Here is a 21,662-nt window from a genome sequence, read left to right as displayed (position 1 = left end):
CTCGGCTCTTACTTGAAGCTTGTAGCTGATAGCTTGCAGCTGCATTAATTAAGATGTTCGACGCGAATCCGCACCACCGGCCCAACCACGCCCTGCAGGGCTTCCAGCGCGGTAATGGCATCGTTCATGTGCTGTTCCAGCACACGGTGGGTCAGCAGAATCATGGGCACCAGGCCGTCGTGTTCTTCGACTTCCTTCTGCATGATCGATTCAATGTTGATGCCGCGTTCCGACAAGATGCTGGCCACTTGGGCCAACACGCCCGGATGGTCCTTGGCCTGGATGCGCAGGTAGTAGGAGCTTTCGCAGGCTTCGATCGGCAGGATCGGGTGAGCCGACAGCGAGTCAGGCTGGAAGGCCAGGTGCGGCACGCGGTTTTCCGGGTCGCTGGTCATGGCGCGAACCACGTCCACCAGGTCGGCGATCACCGACGAAGCCGTCGGCTCCATGCCGGCGCCAGCGCCGTAGAACAAGGTCGAGCCGGCAGCGTCACCGTTGACCATCACGGCGTTCATCACGCCATTGACGTTGGCGATCAGGCGATCGGCCGGAATCAGCGTCGGGTGTACACGCAACTCGATACCGGCCGCAGTGCTGCGCGCTACGCCCAGGTGCTTGATGCGGTAGCCCAGGGCTTCGGCGTAGTTCACGTCAGCGGTGGTCAGCTTGGTGATGCCTTCGGTGTAGGCCTTGTCGAACTGCAGCGGGATACCAAAGGCAATGGACGCCAGGATGGTCAATTTGTGGGCGGCGTCGATGCCTTCGACGTCGAAGGTCGGATCGGCTTCGGCATAACCCAGTACCTGGGCTTCGGCCAGCACGTCTTCGAAGGTACGGCCCTTCTCGCGCATTTCGGTAAGGATGAAGTTACCGGTGCCGTTGATGATCCCGGCGACCCAGTTGATGCGGTTAGCCGACAGGCCTTCACGGATGGCCTTGATCACCGGGATACCGCCAGCGACTGCTGCTTCGAAGGCGACGATCACACCCTTCTCGCGGGCCTTGGCGAAGATCTCGTTGCCGTGCACGGCGATCAGCGCCTTGTTGGCGGTGACCACGTGCTTACCGTTTTCGATGGCCTTGAGCACCAGTTCACGGGCGATGGTGTAACCGCCCACCAGCTCGATGACGATATCGATTTCTGGGTTGGTGGCGACTTCAAAGACATCGTTGGTAATCGCAATACCGGTCGTTTGGAACTGGGGCTTTGGCGTACGCATGGCAATTTGCGCCACTTCAATCCCACGCCCTGCACGGCGGGAAATTTCCTCGGCGTTACGCTGAAGTACGTTCAAGGTGCCGCCACCGACGGTCCCTAACCCACAGATGCCTACTTTGACCGGTTTCACTGAAGAACTCCCCATGAAACGGCCGACTCAAGGTCGGCCGTGAAAAACAGCCGCACAACTGCGGCTCTCTATTAATGCCCCGTCGACCTGTCGGCGGGGCATGATCGTCAAAGGCTCGACGATACTGTTTATTTTGCACCCAGCGCCAGTTTGGCGATTTGTGGTGCAGGCTGGTAGCCCGGAATGACCTGGCCGTCAGCCAAAACGATGGCCGGCGTACCGTTCACGCCAATGGACTGGCCCAGGGCGAACTGTTTGGAAACCGGGTTGGTGCACTTGGCGGACTTGATTTCCTTGCCGTCGACCATCTTGTCCATGGCCGCTTTCTTGTCAGCCGCACACCAGACCGCTTGCAACTGCTCGTCGCCTGGCGAGCCTAGGCCCTGACGCGGGAACGCTACATAACGCACTTCCACACCCAGCTTGTTCAGCTCAGACACTTCGGCGTGCAGCTTGTGACAGTACGGGCAGGTGGTGTCGGTGAAGACGGTGATGTGAGTCTTGGTCTCGCCAATGGCCGGGTAGACCACGGTTTCCGCTACCGGGATGGCGTTGATCAACTTGGACACACCCAGGCGCTCGGCTTTCTCGGTCAGGTTGACCGGCTTGCCGTCTTTCAACTGGAACAGGTAACCCTGGACGATGTATTGGCCGTCGCCACTGGCGTACAGCACGCGGCTGCCCTTGAGCTTGACTTCATACAGGCCGGTCATGGGGCTGGCGCTAATACTTTCCACCGGTGTTTCGAGCTGGAGGCTTTCCAGACTCTTACGAATCGCCTTCTCGGCGGCGTCATCGGCGACGGCAAAGGTTGATACCAACGCAATGGCTGCGGCGGCAAAAATCTGGGTCAAACGCATGGAAACTCCTGAAGGCAGATGCTGGGACGGGAGCAAGAATACCGATCTGGAAACACGGGTTTGGGCCGTCCCCTTTGCGAACCGGCAAAGCCTACCACAGTTGGGCCGGGGGGCAGACTGTCGCAGGTAAATTGGTCTTTTGCGCAAGCTATTTCACCCGCGAGGATGGTGCTTGGCGTGCATATCCTGCAAGCGCGCCCGGGCCACATGGGTGTAGATCTGGGTTGTGGATAAATCGCTATGCCCCAGCAGCATCTGTACCACCCGCAAATCCGCGCCGTGGTTGAGCAAATGGGTAGCGAAAGCATGGCGCAAGGTGTGGGGCGACAACGACTTACTGATGCCGGCGACCTTGGCCTGATGCTTGATGCGATACCAGAAAGTCTGGCGGGTCATCTGCTCGCCGCGCTGGCTTGGGAACAGCACATCACTGGGACGCCCGCCAAGCAGTTCGCTGCGGGCATCGCGCATGTAGCGCTCGATCCACACGATGGCTTCTTCGCCCATGGGCACCAACCGCTCCTTGCTGCCCTTGCCCATCACCCGCAGTACGCCCTGGCGCAAATTAACCTGCTCCAGGGTCAGGCTGATCAATTCGGTAACTCGCAGACCGCAGGCATACAGCACCTCCAGCATGGCTCGATCACGCTGGCCGATGGTTTCGCTCAGGTCGGGGGCCGCCAGCAGGGCTTCGACGTCAGCTTCTGATAGGGACTTGGGCAAAGGCCTACCCAGTTGCGGCATATCAACTTGCAGGGTTGGATCGACGGCAATCAGCTTTTCCCGCAACAAATAACGATAAAAGCCACGCACACCGGAGAGGAATCGCGCGGTGGAACGCGGCTTGTAGCTCTGTTCCAAGCGCCAGGACAGATGGTCAAGGATCAGCTCGCGACCGGCATTGATCAACTCCAGGTTTTTCTCCTGCAGCCAGCCGTTGAACAAGGCCAGATCGCTGCGGTAGGCCTGACGAGTATTGTCCGACAGGCCTTTTTCCAGCCAGAGGGCATCGAGGAAACGGTCTATCAGGGGATGATCGATGGCGGGCATGAGGGCTCGGTGGGGATTCATGTGATGTGGTAGATCCTATCGCGCCCAGCGTAGCAGTTGCCCGGATTTTTCCCCAAGGCCGGGCTCAAATCGCGGGCACAAAAAAGCAGCCCGAAGGCTGCTTTTTTCTGCATCGGGAAGCTGGACTTAAGCCAGTTTTTCCTTGATGCGAGCTGCTTTACCGGACAGGTCACGCAGGTAGTACAGCTTGGCTTTACGTACGTCACCGCGACGTTTAACGGCCATGCTGTCGATTTGCGGGCTGTAGGTCTGGAAAGTACGCTCTACGCCAACACCGTTGGAGATTTTACGAACAGTGAAAGCACTGTTCACACCACGGTTACGCTTGGCAATTACCACGCCTTCGAACGCTTGCAGACGCGAACGGTCGCCTTCCTTCACTTTCACCTGAACGACAACAGTGTCGCCCGGGGCAAAGGTAGGGATCTCTTTGGTCATCTGCTCTGCTTCGAGTGCAAGGATGATTTTGTTAGTCATGCTGTGCTCCTAAGGTAGATCGTCGGATCTACCATCGATACGTTGTTAACTATCGTCCCGCCCGAGGATGTATTCCTCGAGCAGCTTCTTCTCTTCTCCAGAAAGCGAGCGGCTTTCCAGAAGATCGGCGCGTCGTTCATAGGTCCGCCCGAGGGACTGCTGTAAACGCCAACGCCGGATGTGTGCGTGATTGCCACTTAGCAATACGTCGGGAACACGCTGATCCGCATACACCTCCGGTCGGGTGTAGTGCGGGCAATCCAGCAAACCATCCGTGAAGGAATCTTCCTCCGCGGAGTCCGCATGCCCTAAAGCTCCAGGCAGCAGTCGTGTAACCGCATCTATCAGGACCATCGCCGGCAGCTCGCCGCCAGACAGGACATAGTCTCCAATCGACCACTCTTCATCGACATGAGCTTCAATAAAACGCTCGTCAATGCCTTCATAGCGACCGGCAATCAGGATTAAGCTTGCCTGATTCGCCAACTCGCGTACCGCCGACTGATTCAGCTGACGGCCTTGAGGGGACAGGTAAATTACCTTCGCCTTCTCCCCGGCTGCTGCCTTGGCCTGAACCAGAGCATCTTCCAGGGGCTTGATCTTCATCACCATGCCCGGACCACCGCCAAATGGGCGATCATCTACAGTGTGATGTCGATCCGTCGTGTAGTCTCGCGGGTTCCAACAGGTGAGCTGCAAGAGCCCCTGTTTCACCGCCCGACTGGTGATGCCGTACTCGCTGATGGCGGAAAACATCTCGGGAAACAAACTGATCACTTCTACGCGCAAATTAGCCACGCTTAGAAGTCCGCGTCCCATTCCACCTTCATCTCGCCCGCTGCCAGGTCGACGCTCAACACGCATTGCTCGGTATAGGGCAACAGGCGTTCGCGATCATCCAGGCTGCCAGCGCAAGGCTTGACCACCACTACATCATTGGCGCCGGTTTCCAGAAGATGATCAATCTTCCCGAGCAATTGCCCGAGTTGGTCGATAACCTTCAGACCTTCCAGCTGGTACCAGTAGTACTCGCCGTCGGTCAATTCAGGGAACAGGTTGCGCGGCACACAGATCTCGTAACCGGCCAGAAGACGAGCTTCTTCACGATCATCAAGATCCTTGAGCTTTGCGACCAGGAACTTGTCGTTCCCACGTCCGCTGACCAGCTCAACCTGCTTAACGCTACCTTCGCGCTTGAGCGTCCAGGTTTTGTATTGCAACAGGTTTTCAGTCGGATCAGTAAAGGAGTACACCTTTACTTCGCCGCGAACGCCGTGAACAGAGTAAATCTTGCCGATAACGATCAAATCATCAGCAACAACAGGCGTCGCGTTCATATTGCTCAGGCCGCAGCCTTAGCCGAATCCTTCAGCAACTGAGCAACACGCTCAGAAGGCTGTGCACCAACGCTCAGCCAGTAGGCTACGCGCTCTTGGTTCACGGACAGACGGACTTCTTGACCACGAGCGATCGGGTTGAAGAAACCAACCTGTTCCTTGTGCGAACCGTCGCGCGGGTTGCGGCTGTCGGTTACGGTCAAGTGGTAAAACGGGCGCTTTTTAGAGCCGCCGAGGGCAAGACGGATTGTTAGCATGTGAAGATCGTTCCTGTAGTCGGTGCTGCAAAACTAAATGCACAGCGGGCATAGGTGCCCGAAAGGCCGCATATTCTAAGGAATATCCGGACTTTTGCAAATGTCTTTTTCTGGCGCCTAGTCGGCGTGCCATTCAGATCTGCAATGGAGCCGTCGTTAAAAACGGCCAGTCAGCTCCCGCACGTGCGGGTTTGCTGGAGATCCCACATCCCTGTGGGTCGGAGCAAGAGCAAGCTCTTGCGCGAATTCTTTACATTTTCGGCATGCCGCGACCAGGCATCATTCCGCCCATGCCGCGCATCATTTTGGCCATTCCGCCCTTGGCGGAGAATTTCTTCATCATCTTCTGCATCTGCTTGTGCTGCTTGATCAAGCGACCGATGTCCTGCACCTGGGTGCCGGAACCCATGGCGATCCGACGTTTGCGCGAACCGCTGATCAGCTCAGGGTCGCGGCGCTCGGCCGGGGTCATTGAATTGATGATGGCTTCCATCTGTTTAAATTGCTTCTCTGCCGCGCCCTGGGCGTTGCCCATTTGCGCCAGATTGACGCCACCGATATTCGGCAGCTTGTCCATGAGGCCACCGAGGCCACCCATGTTCTTCATCTGTTGCAGCTGATCGCGGAAGTCTTCGAGGTCGAAGCCCTTACCCTTCTTCAGCTTCTTGGCCAGTTTGTCGGCCTTGTCCTTGTCGAGGGTCTGTTCGGCCTGCTCGATCAGGCTGAGCACGTCGCCCATGCCGAGGATACGTGAGGCAATCCGCTCAGGGTGAAATGGTTCGAGCGCTTCGCTCTTCTCGCCCATACCGATGAACTTGATCGGTTTGCCGGTGATGGCACGCACCGACAGCGCGGCACCGCCACGGGCATCGCCGTCGACCTTGGTCAGGATCACGCCGGTCAGCGGCAGTGCATCACCGAAGGCCTTCGCGGTGTTGGCCGCGTCCTGGCCGGTCATGGCGTCGACCACGAACAGGGTTTCCACCGGGTTGATCGCGGCATGCAGCGCCTTGATCTCGCCCATCATCTCTTCATCGATGTGCAGGCGACCGGCGGTATCGACGATAACCACGTCGATGAATTTCAACCTGGCTTCTTTAATAGCCGCCTGGGCGATATCAACCGGCTTCTGGCTCAGGTCGGACGGGAAGAAGGTCACGCCTACTTCGCCGGCGAGCATTTCCAATTGCTTGATGGCCGCCGGACGGTAAACGTCGGCCGACACCAGCATCACTGTCTTTTTCTTGCGCTCTTTAAGGAAGCGCGCGAGTTTACCGGCGGTGGTGGTTTTACCCGCACCTTGCAAACCGGCCATCAGCACAACGGCCGGAGGCACGGCACTGAGGTTCAAATCTTCGTTGGCCACGCCCATCAAGCTTTCGAGTTCGGCCTGGACGACCTTCACAAAGGCCTGGCCCGGCGTCAGGCTGCGGGACACTTCAGTGCCGACCGCACGCTCCTTGACTGCGTTGACGAAGTCCTTGACCACAGGCAAGGCGACGTCGGCTTCCAGCAACGCCATGCGTACTTCACGCAGGGTGTCTTTAATATTGTCCTCAGTCAGCTTGGCCTTGCCGGTGACATGGCGCAGCGTCTGCGAGAGACGGTCAGTCAAGTTTTCAAACATGCGCGATCCTTTCAGGCCCTATGGTAGACCGAGGTAATGGCGGCCCAGGCTGTGATAAATCGCTATTAAAAACAGCGCTAGGCGAGCCTGCGGCGTGGGCAGGTCGCGGATTATAGCGAAGACTGTCGTCATGCACACCCGCTGTCTGGCCCAGGAGCCTTTCGTGGAACGCAGGTGTATGCCAAACTCGGCGTCTTTCGGGCTTGCCTAACAGGATTTATGCTCCCCTTGTCACCCAGTTTACTACCCAGTCTCGCCGCCGCTATCTTGTATGCCGCTGCGACCCTCTATCAGGGCACTCGTCTGGCCCAAGGCTCCAAGGCAGACAAACGCCTGCTCGTAGGCCTTGGCGTCCTCGCCCTGCTGGCCCACGCTGCCAGCCTGTTCACCCACCTGCTGACGCCGGTTGGCCTGGGCCTGGATTTTTTCAGTGCCGCCAGTCTGATCGGCGCCGCAGTGATCGGCCTGACCCTGTTGGCCTGCGCGCGGATACCGGTGGAAAACCTGCTGTTGCTGCTCTTCCCCCTAGGGATGCTGACGGTGCTGCTGGCTCAGTTCGCCCCCACCGGCACGGTGCAGGTGATCGACGAGGAGCCGGGTATCCTCGCGCATATCCTGCTGTCGATCCTCGCCTACGGCATGTTCACTATTGCAGTGTTCCAGGCCTTGTTGCTGCTGTTGCAGGATCACCAACTCAAGCACAAGCACCCTTCCGGGCTGATCAAGAACTTCCCGCCGCTGCAAACCATGGAAAGCCTGCTGTTCGGCTTCCTTTGGGCCGGCTGGACCTTGCTGTCACTGTCACTGATCTCCGGCTGGCTGTTCGTCGAAAACCTGTTTGCCCAGCATCTGGTGCACAAAACCCTGCTGGCGTGCCTGGCCTGGGTGGTGTTCAGCGTGCTGCTGTGGGGCCGCAACCGCCTCGGCTGGCGCGGGCACAAGGCGATCCGCTGGACCCTGGCCGGTTTCTGCCTGCTGATGCTGGCGTATTTCGGCAGCAAGCTGGTCCGCGAATTCATCCTGCATATCTGACGGGCAGCCAACATGGACAACTTGCCCCTAGGGCCGATGCTCGCGGTAGTGACCCTGCTGATTTTATGGTCGGCGCTGTTTACCGCCATCGAGGCCGCGCAACACCACTTGCTGGCCCAGCGCCCCGGCACTCGCCAGGGCGACAAGGCCGCAGCCCGGCTGAACTTCCCGCGCAACAGCCTGATTCTTTGCAATACCCTGTGCCGCGCCATGGTGGTGATCCTCTGTACCCTGCTGGCGATCTATGCCTGGGCCAATAATGGTCCCTGGCTCGGCTGGCTGATCTCCAGCGCCGCGCTGCTGGTGCTGGCCGACTACTTGCCTCGCGCCCTGGCCACACGTTATCCACAAGCGGTGCTGGGTTTTGGCAATACGTTGTTGGGCGTACCGCTGAAAATCCTCTATCCACTGGCCTGGTTGCTCAACGGCGCCAGCCTGTTACTGCTCAAGCCCTTCGCTCGCAAGTCTGGCGTAGTCAAGAAAAGCGACGAGCCACAACCAGATAACGATGACGAGCAGGAACCGCAAGTACCCAATGGCCGTACGCCGGGCCTTTCGGGCATCCACGCGCTGGATAGCATCACAGTCAATGACATCCTTGTGCCCCGCAGTGAAGTGGACGGCATCAACCTGGATGACCCCATCGAAGACATCATCGAACAGCTGCGCAGCTCCCAGCGCACCCGACTGCCGATATTCCACAGCGACATCAATCAGGTCGAGGCGGTGCTCAACACCCGCCAGATCCAGCACCTGCTGCCGGACGCCAGCCTGACCAAGGAGGCGTTGCTGGCCGCTTGTCATGAGCCCTACTTCGTCCCGGAAAGCACGCCCCTGCAACTGCAACTGCTGAATTTCCACAAACAGCAGCGTCGCCTGGGCATGGTGGTAGACGAATACGGCGAAGTGCTGGGGATTGTCACCCTGGAAGATATTCTTGAAGAAATCGTCGGCGAATTCGAAAGCGAGCACAGTGTGGATAACCCGCACATCCAGCCACAGCTGGACGGCCGCTACGTGATCGACGGCGCCGCCTCGATCCGCGAATTGAACAAGAGCCTGGGCTGGCACCTGCCCAGCGACGGGCCGAAGACCCTCAGTGGGCTGGTGACTGAAGCGTTGGAGACCATTCCTGATTGCTCGGTATGCCTGAAAATTGGCCGCTATCGCCTGGAAACCCTGGAGACCGAGGACAACCGGGTGAGCAAGGTACTGATCTGGCATACCGGCTTGGTGCCGGTGGCGGCTTCACTTCCCTGAAGAAACGCGGTCGATGTGGGAGTTGTAGGTTCTAGGGGGCGATTGAGTACATATCCGTTATTTCGGTCCCTGGCCCAGCGCGGCTAAACCGGCGTCCTTGCCGGTTTACCCACTGCACAACACCTGCGTTCGGCCTCTGGTTTTATGGGCAGGCAGATCAAAAGCAGAGCAACGCCAGTGCCAATCCGCTTTTCTGTAGGAGCGAGGGGGACGCCTAGTTCTTGCTCGCGAAGAACCTGAGGGCACCGCGGTGATTCAGGATGCCAGCGTCATCGTTAACGACCATCGCGAGCAAGCTCGCTCCTACAGTGGGCAGTGGGCATGGGATCTGCTCTTGCTTCTCACCACTCAGGTCGGCTACCAGGCCGCCGTGCTTTTGATCTTGATCTAAGGCGCCCCGTTAACCACGATGGCTGAACGCAGGCATTGATCCGTGGGTAAACCGGCAGGACGCCGGTTTAGCCGCGCTGGGCCAAGGATGGCCCATCGCGGCGGCCCACGGAGCAATGCCGGAGTGAAGGCATGCCGAGCCTAAGCGAGGCACCAAGTGGTGGGGCAAGAGCGCTTTGGTTACTTTGCCGCTTTTGCAAAGTGACACGCCGTAAGGGCGTAACCCTAATCCGCCCTGACCAAAATAACGGATCTGCACCCCATCCTCTGTCCACAAGAATGTGTAGATATCCACAGTGCCAAAGATGCGAGCTGACAGACAACCATCGCAGGCAAGCCAGCTCCCACACTTCAGCGCTTGTTTGCGCCGCACCCCCCTTCCTATAATCGAACCGGCTTACCCAAGCCCCAGCCCGACCGCGCACTGCCCTGATCCATGGGTGCAATACCAATAATAATCCGCGTCCAAACGCGCAATGACCGTCAGGGATACCTCAATGAGCACCACCTATAACGAGGCTGTGACCGCCGCCCCGACCAACTCGACCGCCCGAGTCGCTACCGCGAGTATTGTCGGCACCGCCATCGAGTTCTACGACTTCTATATCTATGCCACCGCCGCTGCGCTGGTGATCGGCCCCGTGTTCTTCCCGCAGACGTCCGGCACGGCGCAGATGCTTGCATCATTTCTGACCTTCGGCATTGCCTTTATCGCCCGGCCATTGGGTTCGGCGCTGTTCGGCCACTTTGGTGACCGCATTGGCCGCAAGTCGACGCTGGTCGCTTCCTTGCTGTTGATGGGGGTTTGCACCACGCTGATCGGCTTGTTGCCCGGCTACGACTCCATCGGCGCCTGGGCACCGATCCTGCTCTGCGTGCTGCGTTTCGGTCAGGGCCTGGGCCTTGGCGGGGAATGGGGTGGCGCGGCACTGCTGGCCACCGAGAATGCACCGAAGGGCAAACGCGCCTGGTTCGGCATGTTCCCGCAACTGGGGCCCTCCATTGGCTTCCTGGCGGCCAACGGTTTATTCCTGATCCTGGCCATGAACCTGAACGACGAGCAGTTCCGCAGCTGGGGCTGGCGTATTCCGTTCCTGCTCAGCGCGGCGCTGGTCATGGTTGGCCTGTATGCGCGCCTGAAACTGCATGAAACGCCGGTCTTCGCCAACGCCGTGGCCAAAGAGGCGCCGGTAAAAATGCCGCTGGTGGAACTGTTCAGCCAACACGGGATGCCGGTATTTCTGGGCGCTGCGTCGATGGTGGTGTGTTATGCGCTGTTCTACATCACTACGGCGTTTTCCCTGAGTTACGGTGTAACCACGCTGGGTTACAGCCGCGAAACCTTCCTCGGCCTGCTGTGCTTTGCCGTGCTGTTCATGGGCGCGGCGACCCCACTGGCCGCCTGGGCCAGTGACCGTTATGGGCGCAAGCCGGTACTGATCGTCGGTGCAGTGCTGACCATCCTGTCGGGCTTCACCATGGAACCCCTGATGACTCACGGTTCAACCTGGGCCGTGGCGCTGTTTCTGTGCCTGGAGCTATTCCTGATGGGTGTGACTTTCGCACCGATGGGGGCGATGTTGCCGGAACTGTTTCCGACCCGCGTGCGTTATACCGGTGCTTCGGCGGCGTATAACCTGGGAGGGATTGTCGGCGCTTCGGCGGCACCGTTCTTCGCCCAGAAGCTGGTAGCAATGGGTGGCTTGAGCTATGTCGGCGGGTATGTGTCGGCGGCAGCGGTGATCAGCTTGATTGCTGTGCTGTGCCTGAAGGAGACGCGCAATAACGATTTGAATCGAATCGGCTAATAGATCGCTATCGCGGGCAAGCCCGCGATAGCTGCGCCGCAGTTACAGCTCTACAACAACAGCCTGTGACGCTCGGGTCGCCTTGGCCCGAGCAGCCTCGATCGACTCATCCCGCGCCAACGCCACACCCATGCGACGCTGACCATTAACCTCTGGTTTGCCGAACAGACGTAGCGCGGTATCCGGCTCACTCAGCGCCGCACCCAGGTTGGAGAATGCCGTCTGGGTCGACCGCCCTTCCACCAGAATCACCGCCGAGGCCGAAGGCCCAAACTGACGAATCAACGGAATTGGCAAGCCGAGGATTGCCCGCGCATGCAGGGCAAACTGCGACAGGTCCTGGGAAATCAACGTCACCAAGCCGGTGTCGTGCGGGCGTGGTGACACTTCGCTGAACCACACCTGATCACCCTTGATGAACAACTCAACACCAAACAGACCACGTCCACCCAAGGCGTCAGTGACGGCTTTAGCGACACGCTCGGATTCCGCCAGGGCAATCGGGCTCATGGCCTGGGGCTGCCAGGATTCCTGGTAATCGCCCTTCTCCTGGCGGTGACCAACCGGCGCGCAGAAGGTGGTGCCGCCAACGTGACGCACGGTCAGCAGGGTAATTTCGTAGTCGAAGTCGATAAAGCCTTCGATGATCACCCGACCTTTGCCGGCACGGCCACCTTCCTGGGCATAGTCCCAGGCTTTCTGCACGTCATCGGCACTGCGCAGCAGGCTCTGGCCTTTACCCGACGAACTCATCACCGGCTTCACCACGCATGGGAAGCCAAGGTCTTCGACGGCCTTGCGGTAGTCTTCTACAGTGTCAGCGAAGTGGTAAGGCGAAGTCGGCAGGTCCAGTTCTTCAGCGGCCAGGCGACGGATGCCTTCGCGGTTCATGGTCAGCAGCGCCGCACGCGCGGTGGGGATCACGGTGAAGCCTTCAGCTTCCAGCTCCACCAGGGTGGCGGTGGCGATGGCCTCGATTTCCGGCACGATAAAGTGCGGCTTTTCCGCTTCGATCACTGCACGCAGGGCCGCGCCGTCGAGCATATTGATGACGTGGCTGCGATGGGCAACCTGCATCGCTGGCGCATTGGCGTAGCGATCCACGGCAATCACTTCAACGCCCAGGCGCTGCAGTTCGATTACCACTTCCTTGCCCAGTTCACCGCAGCCACACAGCAAAACGCGGGTCGCGGTTGGCGACAATGGAGTTCCGATTCGGGTCATCTCAGGTCCTCAGGGGAGCGGATCATGGGGGGAAAGGCCGGCATTTTACATGAACTGTAAAGATTGGCCTCAGTTGGCGACGCGCTGGCGGCGCAAGCGCCAGGCCATGGCCAGCCAGACCACGGTCACTCCGGCAAATTTCGAGGCCAGGGCGGTCCCTACCACGGCGGGCGTCAGGGCGCCGATCAGGCCGAAAAAGATAAAGGTATCGAGGGGAATGCTCAGCGCCGAACTTATCCACAGGCGATCGTGAAGCGGGCGCTTGGTGATGCTGAACACCAGCCAGTCGATGCACTCGGACACCGCGAACGCCGTGGCACTGGCCAGGGCGATGGACGGATCGGAAGTGATGTAAGACAGCACCAACGCCGCCAGCATGGCGATGATCGCACCGTGACCGAAGCGGGTTTGCACCATGTCACGCAGGACAAACACCAACCCGCCCCAGGCGGACCAGATGACGTCCAAGTGGGGAGCGGTGGAAAAGGCGTAGTTGATCAGCACGACGCTGCTGATATAGGCGATCAGGAAGAGCATGGGGCGAGGGAACCTGGTGTAGGAGCGAGCTTGCTCGCGAAGGACGTTAACGATTATGGGTTTTTTTGACTATACGTGATGCTCTTGCATTTTTCGCGAGCAAGAACTAGCCGTCCCCCTCGCTCCTACAGAGAATCAGACTGTTTGCCAATCATCCACACCAACCCACTCACCTTCGCCCGCTCGTGACACAACCCCAGCACCACCCGCCGCTCGGCATTGTCCATGCGGCTCCAGCGAGTGATTTCGTCCACGGTGCGCTGGCAGCCGGTGCAGATATCATCGTTATCCAGCGCACAAATGTTCACACAGGGCGAGGCCACCGGTCGTTCAGGGGTGTTCATTCTTCCTGCTCGACCAGGTCACGGGCATAGCGCTGAGCGTTATGCACATAGTGCGCAGCGCTGGCCTCAAGCATCTTCTTCTGCGCCTCGGTCAGTTCCCGCACCACTTTGCCGGGCGAGCCCATCACCAGCGAGCCATCGGGAATTTCCTTGCCTTCGCCGATCAGCGAATTGGCGCCGATGATGCAATTTTTGCCGATCTTCGCCCCGTTGAGAATCACCGCATTAATGCCGATCAGGCTGTAATCGCCGACGGTACAGCCGTGCAGCATGGCGTTATGGCCGATGGTCACGCCGGTGCCCAGGGTCAGCGGGTAGCCCATGTCAGTGTGCATCACCGTGCCGTCCTGGACGTTGCTGTTCTTGCCGATCAGGATCAATTCGTTATCACCGCGCAACACCGCGTCGAACCAGACGTTGGCACCCTCTTCCAGCTTGACCTTGCCCACCAGCGTGGCATTGGGGGCCACCCAGCTTTGGGGATGGGTCTCGACGCGGGCGTCGCCCAGGCGGTATTTCATGGTGTGGTCCTCAAGGCTTGCCATACGAAACGATGGCTTAGGTATTGATGAAGCTTTTCGGTGGACGATGCAGGCTGATGTCGGCGTCGTCATAGATCAGGTTGATCAGCTCGACGATCATGATCGCCGTCAGGCCCCAGATCTTGTATTCGCCAAAACGATAACTGGGCACGTACCAACTGCGGCCCTGGTAATCGATGCGGTGGGTGTGTTCGCGTGGGTCCTGGCGGAAGAACTCCAGGGGCACGCTGAACACGGCAGCAATCTCGGCGTCGTTGGCCAAGTACTCGACGTAATCGGGGATGACCCCGACATAAGGCGTGACGCGGATACCGTGCAGGGAGATCAAGGGACTCAAGGGGCCGATCACTTCCACCAGTCCCGGTGGCAGGCCGATTTCTTCTTCGGCCTCACGCAGGGCGGTGAACACCAGGTCCGGGTCTTCCGGGTCGCGGCGTCCGCCGGGAAAAGCCACTTCGCCACCGTGGGTCGACAGGCCGCTGGCCCGTAGGGTCAGGATCAGTTCGGGTTCGTCACTGCGGGTAATCGGCACCAGCACCGCGGCTTCCGGGAAACGAGCGTCGGTCTCCAGCGTGCGTGGCGTATGATTGCTTACCCGGCGAAGTAGCTCGTCCAGCATGAGTCATCTCGATCTGTTGGCTACCTTGCATCATGCACCAAAGCGTGCGGGTGCCCAACCCCAAAACCTGGACCGTGTCGCTAAACGACAACTTGCAGGCAGGCACGCCGCCACGCCAAGATAGGCGCACTCTCCAGGAACCCCAGCATGAACTTCTGCAGCCAGTGCGGTAAACCGGTCACCCAGCGCATTCCCGAAGGCGACGCGCGCCTGCGTTATGTCTGTGATCACTGTCAGACCATTCACTATCAGAACCCCAACATCGTCGCCGGCACCGTGCCGGTCTGGGGCGATCAGGTGCTGCTGTGCCGTCGTGCCATCGAACCGCGCCAGGGCTATTGGACGCTGCCCGCAGGGTTTATGGAAAACGGCGAGACCGTCGAACAGGCGGCCATGCGCGAAACCATGGAAGAAGCCTGTGCCAGGGTGCGCAACCTGAGCATCTACACGCTGATCGACGTGCCGCACATCAGCCAGGTGCATATTTTCTATCGCGCCGAGCTGATCGACCTGGACTTCTGCGCAGGGCCCGAAAGCCTGGAGGTGAAGCTTTTCAATGAAGCCGACATCCCTTGGTCCGAGCTGGCTTTCCGCACGGTCGGGCGTACCTTAGAATGCTTTTTCGCCGACCGTCGGCTACAGCTGTTCCCGGTGCGCAACGAGTCCGTGCCGCCACTGGCCCATCTGGCAAAATAACAATCCAGGCAGCACCTGAAGGGATACCGTTTTAATGCGTTGGTTGCTTGCTCTACTCTGCCTGTCGTTCGCCACGCTGTCGTCAGCCTCCACCCTGGAAACCCTGGGCGGCAAACCTGTCGAGAAAATCCTGGTCCTCAAGTCCGCCCATCAGTTGCAGTTGATCAACGACGGCAAGCCCCTCAAGACCTACCGCATTTCACTGGGCAAAAACCCCAAGGGCCACAAGCTCGTGGAAGGCGACCGCAAGACTCCGGAAGGTCTCTATTGGATCGACTGGCGCAAGACCAGCGACCGTTTCAACCTGTCCATGCACATCTCCTACCCGAACATCAGCGACGCCGCCCGCTCGCGACGTGAAGGTGTGCGTGCGGGCAGCATGATCATGATTCACGGCACCCCCGACGCCGAGGATTACCCCGAGGAGTGGTTCCACACCCTGGACTGGACCGACGGCTGCATCGGCATGCGCAATGTCGACATGCGCGAAGTCTGGAACCTGGTCAAGGACGGCACGATGATCGAGATTCGTCCGTAGTTTTCGACCGTTTGTAAAATAAATCCAAATAAATTCCTGCCCTCGGCAGCGCCTGCCGGTGAATACCATTTCACCCCCGCAGGCTGCGCACTTCTGCGCCAAAGAAAGACCTCTCTAATACCACTTGCTCAAGCGCACTATAAAGGCGCCCGTAAACACTTGCCCGCACCATTTGGGCAGCATTGACATGGTATTTAAGTGGTATTAATTTCCAGCCACTACCGGGCGACAACACTCCAATAACGCATCGGAAACCCTACAGATGAACCCCATCCTGGCCCTGCGCCCCGACGGCAAACAATCCACGCCGCTGTACCTGCAACTGGCCCGCAAGCTGGAAGCGGCGATTCATGCTGGCCAGTGGAAATCCGAGCAGGCGTTGCCGTCGGAACGCACCCTCAGCGAACTGTTGAGCATTTCCCGAGTGACCGCCCGCAAGGCATTGGAAGTGCTGTTCGAACAAGGCCTGATCCGTCGCAGCCAAGGCTCTGGAACCTTCATTACCCCGCGTTTGGAACAGCCGTTGTCACGCCTTTCGGGGTTCAGCGAGATGTTGCGGCTCAAGGGTTTTGTCCCAAGCTCCCAATGGCTGGAGCGGGAAATCACCCCGCCCACCCACGAAGAACTGATCCGCCTGTGCCTGTCGCCCACCGACAAGGTGGTGCGGCTCAAGCGCCTGCGTAAGGCCGATGACACGGTGATGGCCATCGAAATGAGCGCCCTGCCCGCTTCGATCATCCCCAACCCGCAGGCCATTGGCAGTTCCCTCTACGAATACCTGGAAGGCATCGGCAAGCCCATCGTTCGCGCGCTGCAGCACATCCAGGCAATCAACGCCTCGGACGAGTTCGCCGCACTGGTGGGCATCGCCCCCGGCACCGCCATGCTGCTGATGACCCGAGTCGGCTACACCGAAGACAACACCCCGATCGAAATCACCGATACCTACTGCCGCAACGACTACTACGACTTTGTCGCAGAGCTGCGCCGCTATGACTTTGCCGCTGAATTGCGGCCTTAGAGAACTGCCCATGTCCGAAGACAATATCCTCACGCCTCAAGGCTGGATTCGCGGCCGCCTGGTGCACCAGCACGGCAAAGTCACCGCCGTTGAAGGCAGCCCGTGCGACCCTACCAACAACGACCTGCCGTACCTGCTGCCGGGCTTTATCGACCTGCACGTTCACGGCGGCGGCGGCAAGGACATCATGGAAGGCCCCAGCGCCTTCGAGACCATCACCCGCACCCACGTGCGCTTTGGCACCACCTCGCTGCTGGCCACGACCATGACCGCGCCGGTGGACGAAATCTCCAGCGTGCTCGACGCCCTCGGCCGCTTCTGCGAAAACCGCCAGGCGGGCAGCGCCCGCGTGCTTGGTGTGCACCTGGAAGGCCCTTATATCAACCCTGGCAAACTCGGCGCACAACCGAACTTCGCCCACACCGCGCTGATGACCGAAGTTGAGGAATACCTGCGCCTGGCGCCGATCCGGGTGATCACTATTGCCCCGGAAATCGCTGGCCATGACGGCCTGATCCGCGCCCTCAGCGAACGCGGCGTGCGCATGCAGATCGGCCACACCCTGGGCAGCTACGAAGAAGGCGTCGCCGCCCTCGCCGCCGGTGCCACCAGCTTTACCCACCTCTACAACGCCATGAGCCCGCTGCATCACCGCGAGCCGGGCATCGTTGGCGCGGCATTGGCCCACGCCAAATACGCCGAGCTGATCCCCGATTTGCTGCACGTTCACCCCGGTGCCATGCGCGTGGCCTTGCGGGCGATTCCGTGTCTGTACTGCGTCACCGATTCCACCGCTGCCGCCGGCATGCCCGACGGCGAATACAAGCTGGGCAGCCACACCGTGACCAAATGCCTGGGCGGCGTGCGCCTGGCCGACGGCACCCTGGCCGGCAGCACGCTGACCATGGATCAGGCGCTGCGCAACCTGGTGAAAATCGGCCTGCCCATCAGCGAAGCCTCACAACGCCTGTCGCAATTTCCCGCCGATTACCTGGGACTTACAGAGCGCGGCCGCCTGCAACCCGGCAGCTTTGCCGACTGCGTGCGCCTGGACCGCTCCCTGAACCTCACCGACGTAATGGTCGAAGGAGAAACCATTGACTTCAAAAATGCTTGAAGAGGCCCTGGCCTCCTGCGACGCCGTCGAGGCTCAACTGCAACGCCTGGAACCGATGCTGGTGGAGGTTACCGGACGCTTGCGTCGCCAGCCGCCGCAAGTGGTGTTGACCATCGCCCGTGGCAGCTCGGATCACGCCGCCAGCTACTTTGCCTACCTGACCATGCAACACCTGGGGATTCCCGTGGCGTCGTTGCCGATGTCGGTGGTGACCATGCTGCAATCGCCGCTCAAGGTCAGTGGCCAGGTGGCCTTCGGTTTCTCCCAGTCGGGGCAAAGCCCGGACCTGGTCAACAGCCTGCGCCTGCTGCGCAAGCGTGGCGCCTTGAGCATTTCGCTGGTCAATGCCGAGGACTCACCACTGGAAGCAGCCTGCGAATTCCATGTGCCGCTGTGTGCCGGGCCCGAACGCAGCGTCGCCGCCACCAAAAGCTTTATCGCCACCTTGAGCGCCAGCGCCCAACTGATCGGTCACTGGAACCAGGAAACCGAACTGCTGCAAGCCTGTAAAGCCCTGCCCGACGGTTTGCGTGAAGCCGCCAAACAGAACTGGAGCCTGGCCATCGACGCCCTGCGCGACTGCCAGCAGTTGATGGTAATCGGCCGTGGCGCCGGTTTTGCTATCGCTCAGGAAGCCGCGCTCAAACTCAAGGAAACCTCGGCGATCCAGGCCGAAGCCTTCAGCAGCGCCGAAGTACGCCACGGGCCAATGGCCTTGATCAGTGACAACTACCCGCTGCTGGTGTTCGCCCCACGCGGCGCCGAACAGGCCGGTTTGCTGAGCCTGGCCGCCGATATGCGCCAACGCGGCGCCCGCGTGTTGCTGGCCGCTCCCGATGACATCGCCGAACGCGACCTGACCTTGAGCCGCGCCGAACACCCGGCCCTTGATCCGATTCTTGCCATCCAGAGCTTCTACGTGATGGCCGCAGGCCTGGCCGAAGCCCGTGGCATGGACCCGGACCAGCCGCGTCACCTAAGCAAAGTGACCCGTACCCACTGAGTTGATTTTTGCGCATTCCTGATGAGTACCGTGCCCATGTCCCACAATAATAATGACCTCACCCTCAGCGCCCCCCTCAGCGGGCCGGTACTGGCCCTGGGCAGCGTTCCCGACGAAGTGTTCGCCAGCGGCGCCATGGGTGATGGCATCGCCATCGACCCGATTAATGATTGCCTGCATGCGCCCTGCGATGGGGTCGTCATTCATGTCGCCCGTACCGGGCATGCGCTGACGATTCGCGCCGATAACGGCGCCGAACTGCTGCTGCACGTGGGCATCGACACCGTGGAGTTGAACGGCGAAGGTTTTGAGCTGTTGGTCGAACAAGGCGCGCGGGTCCGTAATGGCCAGCCGCTGGTGCGCTTCGAACTGGATCGCATCGCCCGCCAGTGCAAAAGTCTTATCAGCCTGATCATTCTCACCAACAGTGATCAATTTGCGCTGCGCCCGCTTGCATTGAACGCGGTGAACGTCGGGGAACCGCTGTTGCAGGTGGTAGCACACGGTTCTTCGCCAGCGCAACCGCAGGCGGTCGATGACTCAATCGCGCAAGCCAGCGCCAGCATTCGCATCACTCACCGTGGCGGTTTGCATGCACGCCCTGCGGCCTTGATCCGCAAAACGGCGCAGGGTTTCAGCAGCCAGTCGCAGTTGCATTTCGCCGGCAAGTCGGCGTCCTGCGACAGCCTGATCGGCTTGATGGGCCTGGGTATCGGTGAACAGGACGAAGTTCAGGTCACTTGCCGTGGCAAGGATTGCGACGCGGCGCTGCAAGCGCTGATCGCCGCCTTGTCGGTGGCGGGCCATGCACAAACCCATGCGCCGGTGGCCGTCGCTACTCGTCGCGCCAACAGTGAACCCGGCGTGCTGCAAGGAGTGTGCGCCGCGCCTGGATTGGTGTGTGGGCCACTGTTTCGACTCAATGGCATTGAGCTGCCGGAAGACATCGGCAACCACGTCGCCGAGGAACAACTGCGCTTGTTCGACAACGCCCTGGAACAAGTACGCAACAATATCCGCGACACCCTGGCCCAAGCCCGGCGGCACAAAGACGTTGAAGAAGAAGAAATCTTTGCCGCCCACCTGGCGCTGCTGGAAGACCCGGCGCTGCTGGTGGCCGCCGGTGTCGCCATCGCTCAGGGCCGCGCCGCTACCCACGCCTGGCGCGATGCGATCCAGGCCCAGTGCGCCGTGCTGCTGGCATTGGGCAAACCCTTATTGGCCGAGCGTTCCAATGACTTGCGGGACTTGCAGCAGCGAGTGCTGCGAGAGTTGCTGGGTGAAGTCTGGCACTTCGAATTGCCCGCCGGCGCCATTGTTGCGGCCCATGAATTGACACCGTCGGACCTGCTGCAACTGAGCGCACAAAACGCCGCGGGTATCTGCATGGCCGAAGGTGGTGCAACTTCCCATGTGGCGATTCTGGCGCGGGGCAAAGGCTTGCCTTGCGTGGTTGCACTGGGCTCGGCCGTACTGGATGTGCCCCAAGGCCAACGGGTTGTGCTGGACGCCATCAACGGTCGCCTGGAGTTGGCCCCCGATGACGCGCGCCACGCGCAAGTTCATCAGATACGCGACGTACAAAAACTCCGCCGCCAGCAGCAACAAAACCAAGCCCAGGCGCCAGCCCGCACCCTGGACGGCGTGAGTATCGAGGTGGCCGCCAATGTCGCCTCCAGCGCTGAAGCGCAGATTGCCCATGAAAACGGCGCCGACGGCGTCGGCCTGTTGCGCACCGAATTCCTCTTCGTAGACCGCCGCACCGCGCCCGATGAACAAGAGCAGCGCCAGGCCTATCAAGCCGTACTGGATGCCATGGGCGACAAGTCGGTGATCATCCGCACCATCGACGTCGGCGGCGACAAGCAACTGGACTACCTGCCGCTGCCCGCCGAAACCAACCCGGTGCTGGGCCTGCGAGGCATACGCCTGGCCCAGGTCCGCCCGGAACTGCTGGACCAGCAACTGCGCGCCCTGCTCCAGGTCAGCCCGTTGCAGCGCTGCCGCATCCTGTTGCCGATGATCAGCGAAGTGGACGAGTTGCTGCACATCCGCCAACGCCTGGATGAGCTGTGCATTGAGCTGGAACTGACCCAACGCCCGGAACTGGGGGTAATGATCGAAGTACCGGCCGCCGCCTTGATGGCCGAGCAACTGGCCGAGCATGCGGACTTCCTGTCCATCGGCACCAATGACCTGTCCCAGTACACCCTGGCCATGGACCGCGACCACGCCGGCCTCGCCGCCAGGGTCGACGCCCTGCATCCAGCGTTGCTACGCCTGATCGCCCACACCTGCGCCGGAGCGGCCAAACACGGCCGTTGGGTCGGCGTATGCGGCGCCCTGGCGTCCGACCCACTGGCCACGCCGGTGCTGATCGGCCTGGGCATCAGCGAGCTGTCGGTAAGCCCGCTGCAAATCGGAGAAATCAAGGACCGCGTCCGCCACCTGGATACAGCGCAATGCCGGCAACTGAGCCAAGGCCTGCTTAACCTGAGCAGCGCCAAAGCCGTTCGCCAAGCCTGTCAACACCACTGGCCGCTGAGCTGACAA

Annotated in this window: 22 protein-coding genes; 9 read left to right on the top strand and 13 right to left on the bottom strand. The window is 60.2% G+C overall.

Annotated elements, in window-relative coordinates; translation table 11 throughout:
* Positions 1 to 44: 44 nt before the first annotated feature.
* From ACZRKZ_RS01425 to ffh, 8 genes are all read right to left on the bottom strand, one after another.
* The gene (locus ACZRKZ_RS01425; protein ID WP_463980499.1) at positions 45 to 1,349 is read right to left on the bottom strand and encodes a homoserine dehydrogenase; all 1,305 of its coding nucleotides are present in this window, start codon (positions 1,347 to 1,349) and stop codon (positions 45 to 47) included.
* 128 nt (positions 1,350 to 1,477) lie between these two features.
* Positions 1,478 to 2,209 (bottom strand): bifunctional protein-disulfide isomerase/oxidoreductase DsbC, encoded by a 732-nt coding sequence (dsbC, locus tag ACZRKZ_RS01420; protein ID WP_463980498.1) that lies wholly within the window; start codon positions 2,207 to 2,209, stop codon positions 1,478 to 1,480.
* A gap of 153 nt (positions 2,210 to 2,362) precedes the next feature.
* Positions 2,363 to 3,259, bottom strand: coding sequence for a site-specific tyrosine recombinase XerD (gene xerD / locus ACZRKZ_RS01415; RefSeq protein ID WP_463968158.1), 897 nt, complete (start codon positions 3,257 to 3,259; stop codon positions 2,363 to 2,365).
* A gap of 147 nt (positions 3,260 to 3,406) precedes the next feature.
* Entirely contained in the window at positions 3,407 to 3,757 is a 351-nt protein-coding gene (rplS, locus tag ACZRKZ_RS01410) for a 50S ribosomal protein L19 (protein WP_063322826.1), read from the bottom strand.
* Between the two features lie 45 nt (positions 3,758 to 3,802).
* A complete protein-coding gene (gene trmD / locus ACZRKZ_RS01405; RefSeq protein WP_178114431.1) occupies positions 3,803 to 4,576 on the bottom strand; it encodes a tRNA (guanosine(37)-N1)-methyltransferase TrmD in 774 nt (257 codons plus the stop codon).
* A complete protein-coding gene (gene rimM, locus ACZRKZ_RS01400) occupies positions 4,558 to 5,094 on the bottom strand; it encodes a ribosome maturation factor RimM (protein WP_133102130.1) in 537 nt (178 codons plus the stop codon). The genes trmD and rimM overlap by 19 nt, the downstream gene beginning before the upstream one ends.
* Positions 5,095 to 5,099: 5 nt before the next feature.
* On the bottom strand, positions 5,100 to 5,351 hold the full coding sequence (rpsP, locus tag ACZRKZ_RS01395) for a 30S ribosomal protein S16 (protein ID WP_025854836.1): 252 nt from the start codon (positions 5,349 to 5,351) through the stop codon (positions 5,100 to 5,102).
* Between the two features lie 250 nt (positions 5,352 to 5,601).
* Entirely contained in the window at positions 5,602 to 6,978 is a 1,377-nt protein-coding gene (gene ffh, locus ACZRKZ_RS01390; RefSeq protein ID WP_463968157.1) for a signal recognition particle protein, read from the bottom strand.
* Positions 6,979 to 7,197: 219 nt separating this feature from the next.
* Between ffh and ACZRKZ_RS01385 the strand changes: the two genes are divergently transcribed.
* The 3 genes from ACZRKZ_RS01385 to ACZRKZ_RS01375 all read left to right on the top strand — a co-directional run bounded on the left by ACZRKZ_RS01385 (position 7,198) and on the right by ACZRKZ_RS01375 (position 11,468).
* Positions 7,198 to 8,010, top strand: coding sequence for a cytochrome c biogenesis protein CcsA (locus ACZRKZ_RS01385; protein WP_133102128.1), 813 nt, complete (start codon positions 7,198 to 7,200; stop codon positions 8,008 to 8,010).
* A 12-nt stretch (positions 8,011 to 8,022) separates the two neighbouring features.
* The gene (locus ACZRKZ_RS01380; RefSeq protein WP_463980497.1) at positions 8,023 to 9,270 is read left to right on the top strand and encodes a transporter associated domain-containing protein; all 1,248 of its coding nucleotides are present in this window, start codon (positions 8,023 to 8,025) and stop codon (positions 9,268 to 9,270) included.
* A gap of 887 nt (positions 9,271 to 10,157) precedes the next feature.
* Positions 10,158 to 11,468 (top strand): MFS transporter, encoded by a 1,311-nt coding sequence (locus tag ACZRKZ_RS01375; protein WP_463980496.1) that lies wholly within the window; start codon positions 10,158 to 10,160, stop codon positions 11,466 to 11,468.
* A gap of 42 nt (positions 11,469 to 11,510) precedes the next feature.
* Here ACZRKZ_RS01375 and purT read toward each other — a convergent pair whose 3' ends face one another.
* The 5 genes from purT to ACZRKZ_RS01350 form a co-directional block, all read right to left on the bottom strand.
* Positions 11,511 to 12,692 carry a formate-dependent phosphoribosylglycinamide formyltransferase gene (purT, locus tag ACZRKZ_RS01370; protein WP_463968154.1) on the bottom strand — a complete coding sequence of 394 codons (1,182 nt, stop codon included), beginning with the start codon at positions 12,690 to 12,692 and terminating at the stop codon, positions 11,511 to 11,513.
* Positions 12,693 to 12,761: 69 nt separating this feature from the next.
* Complete coding sequence (locus ACZRKZ_RS01365) at positions 12,762 to 13,229, bottom strand: preQ0 transporter (RefSeq protein ID WP_463980495.1); 468 nt, start codon at positions 13,227 to 13,229, stop codon at positions 12,762 to 12,764.
* A gap of 125 nt (positions 13,230 to 13,354) precedes the next feature.
* A complete protein-coding gene (locus ACZRKZ_RS01360) occupies positions 13,355 to 13,573 on the bottom strand; it encodes a DUF1289 domain-containing protein (protein WP_463980494.1) in 219 nt (72 codons plus the stop codon).
* Positions 13,570 to 14,094, bottom strand: coding sequence for a gamma carbonic anhydrase family protein (locus ACZRKZ_RS01355; protein WP_463980493.1), 525 nt, complete (start codon positions 14,092 to 14,094; stop codon positions 13,570 to 13,572). Before ACZRKZ_RS01355 ends, ACZRKZ_RS01360 begins: the two co-directional genes overlap by 4 nt.
* A 37-nt stretch (positions 14,095 to 14,131) precedes the next feature.
* Complete coding sequence (locus ACZRKZ_RS01350; RefSeq protein WP_133102120.1) at positions 14,132 to 14,734, bottom strand: CoA pyrophosphatase; 603 nt, start codon at positions 14,732 to 14,734, stop codon at positions 14,132 to 14,134.
* 147 nt (positions 14,735 to 14,881) lie between these two features.
* Between ACZRKZ_RS01350 and ACZRKZ_RS01345 the strand changes: the two genes are divergently transcribed.
* The 6 genes from ACZRKZ_RS01345 to ptsP all read left to right on the top strand — a co-directional run bounded on the left by ACZRKZ_RS01345 (position 14,882) and on the right by ptsP (position 21,659).
* Complete coding sequence (locus ACZRKZ_RS01345) at positions 14,882 to 15,430, top strand: NUDIX hydrolase (RefSeq protein ID WP_463980492.1); 549 nt, start codon at positions 14,882 to 14,884, stop codon at positions 15,428 to 15,430.
* A gap of 34 nt (positions 15,431 to 15,464) precedes the next feature.
* Positions 15,465 to 15,968 (top strand): L,D-transpeptidase family protein, encoded by a 504-nt coding sequence (locus ACZRKZ_RS01340; protein ID WP_149411609.1) that lies wholly within the window; start codon positions 15,465 to 15,467, stop codon positions 15,966 to 15,968.
* 262 nt (positions 15,969 to 16,230) lie between these two features.
* On the top strand, positions 16,231 to 16,989 hold the full coding sequence (locus ACZRKZ_RS01335; protein ID WP_149411610.1) for a GntR family transcriptional regulator: 759 nt from the start codon (positions 16,231 to 16,233) through the stop codon (positions 16,987 to 16,989).
* 10 nt (positions 16,990 to 16,999) lie between these two features.
* Positions 17,000 to 18,106 (top strand): N-acetylglucosamine-6-phosphate deacetylase, encoded by a 1,107-nt coding sequence (gene nagA, locus ACZRKZ_RS01330; RefSeq protein ID WP_463980491.1) that lies wholly within the window; start codon positions 17,000 to 17,002, stop codon positions 18,104 to 18,106.
* Complete coding sequence (locus ACZRKZ_RS01325; protein WP_463980866.1) at positions 18,099 to 19,109, top strand: SIS domain-containing protein; 1,011 nt, start codon at positions 18,099 to 18,101, stop codon at positions 19,107 to 19,109. The genes nagA and ACZRKZ_RS01325 overlap by 8 nt, the downstream gene beginning before the upstream one ends.
* Positions 19,110 to 19,145: 36 nt before the next feature.
* Positions 19,146 to 21,659, top strand: coding sequence for a phosphoenolpyruvate--protein phosphotransferase (gene ptsP, locus ACZRKZ_RS01320; RefSeq protein WP_463980490.1), 2,514 nt, complete (start codon positions 19,146 to 19,148; stop codon positions 21,657 to 21,659).
* The last annotated feature ends 3 nt before the right edge of the window (positions 21,660 to 21,662 follow it).

Source organism: Pseudomonas sp. c313, assembly GCF_055407145.1.
Note: the sequence above shows the minus strand (reverse complement) of the source record. Positions and strands in the feature narration are given on the sequence as shown.

Coding starts and splice junctions, on each gene's coding strand:
- ACZRKZ_RS01340 (WP_149411609.1), top strand. CDS start 15,465: ATGCGTTGGTTGCTTGCTCTACTCTGCCTGTCGTTCGCCACGCTGTCG.
- ACZRKZ_RS01325 (WP_463980866.1), top strand. CDS start 18,099: ATGCTTGAAGAGGCCCTGGCCTCCTGCGACGCCGTCGAGGCTCAACTG.
- ACZRKZ_RS01385 (WP_133102128.1), top strand. CDS start 7,198: ATGCTCCCCTTGTCACCCAGTTTACTACCCAGTCTCGCCGCCGCTATC.
- ACZRKZ_RS01360 (WP_463980494.1), bottom strand. CDS start 13,573: ATGAACACCCCTGAACGACCGGTGGCCTCGCCCTGTGTGAACATTTGT.
- xerD (WP_463968158.1), bottom strand. CDS start 3,259: ATGCCCGCCATCGATCATCCCCTGATAGACCGTTTCCTCGATGCCCTC.
- ACZRKZ_RS01380 (WP_463980497.1), top strand. CDS start 8,023: ATGGACAACTTGCCCCTAGGGCCGATGCTCGCGGTAGTGACCCTGCTG.
- ptsP (WP_463980490.1), top strand. CDS start 19,146: ATGTCCCACAATAATAATGACCTCACCCTCAGCGCCCCCCTCAGCGGG.
- ACZRKZ_RS01350 (WP_133102120.1), bottom strand. CDS start 14,734: ATGCTGGACGAGCTACTTCGCCGGGTAAGCAATCATACGCCACGCACG.
- ACZRKZ_RS01345 (WP_463980492.1), top strand. CDS start 14,882: ATGAACTTCTGCAGCCAGTGCGGTAAACCGGTCACCCAGCGCATTCCC.
- ffh (WP_463968157.1), bottom strand. CDS start 6,978: ATGTTTGAAAACTTGACTGACCGTCTCTCGCAGACGCTGCGCCATGTC.
- ACZRKZ_RS01335 (WP_149411610.1), top strand. CDS start 16,231: ATGAACCCCATCCTGGCCCTGCGCCCCGACGGCAAACAATCCACGCCG.
- trmD (WP_178114431.1), bottom strand. CDS start 4,576: ATGGGACGCGGACTTCTAAGCGTGGCTAATTTGCGCGTAGAAGTGATC.
- nagA (WP_463980491.1), top strand. CDS start 17,000: ATGTCCGAAGACAATATCCTCACGCCTCAAGGCTGGATTCGCGGCCGC.
- rimM (WP_133102130.1), bottom strand. CDS start 5,094: ATGAACGCGACGCCTGTTGTTGCTGATGATTTGATCGTTATCGGCAAG.
- ACZRKZ_RS01375 (WP_463980496.1), top strand. CDS start 10,158: ATGAGCACCACCTATAACGAGGCTGTGACCGCCGCCCCGACCAACTCG.
- ACZRKZ_RS01355 (WP_463980493.1), bottom strand. CDS start 14,094: ATGAAATACCGCCTGGGCGACGCCCGCGTCGAGACCCATCCCCAAAGC.
- purT (WP_463968154.1), bottom strand. CDS start 12,692: ATGACCCGAATCGGAACTCCATTGTCGCCAACCGCGACCCGCGTTTTG.
- dsbC (WP_463980498.1), bottom strand. CDS start 2,209: ATGCGTTTGACCCAGATTTTTGCCGCCGCAGCCATTGCGTTGGTATCA.
- rpsP (WP_025854836.1), bottom strand. CDS start 5,351: ATGCTAACAATCCGTCTTGCCCTCGGCGGCTCTAAAAAGCGCCCGTTT.
- rplS (WP_063322826.1), bottom strand. CDS start 3,757: ATGACTAACAAAATCATCCTTGCACTCGAAGCAGAGCAGATGACCAAA.
- ACZRKZ_RS01365 (WP_463980495.1), bottom strand. CDS start 13,229: ATGCTCTTCCTGATCGCCTATATCAGCAGCGTCGTGCTGATCAACTAC.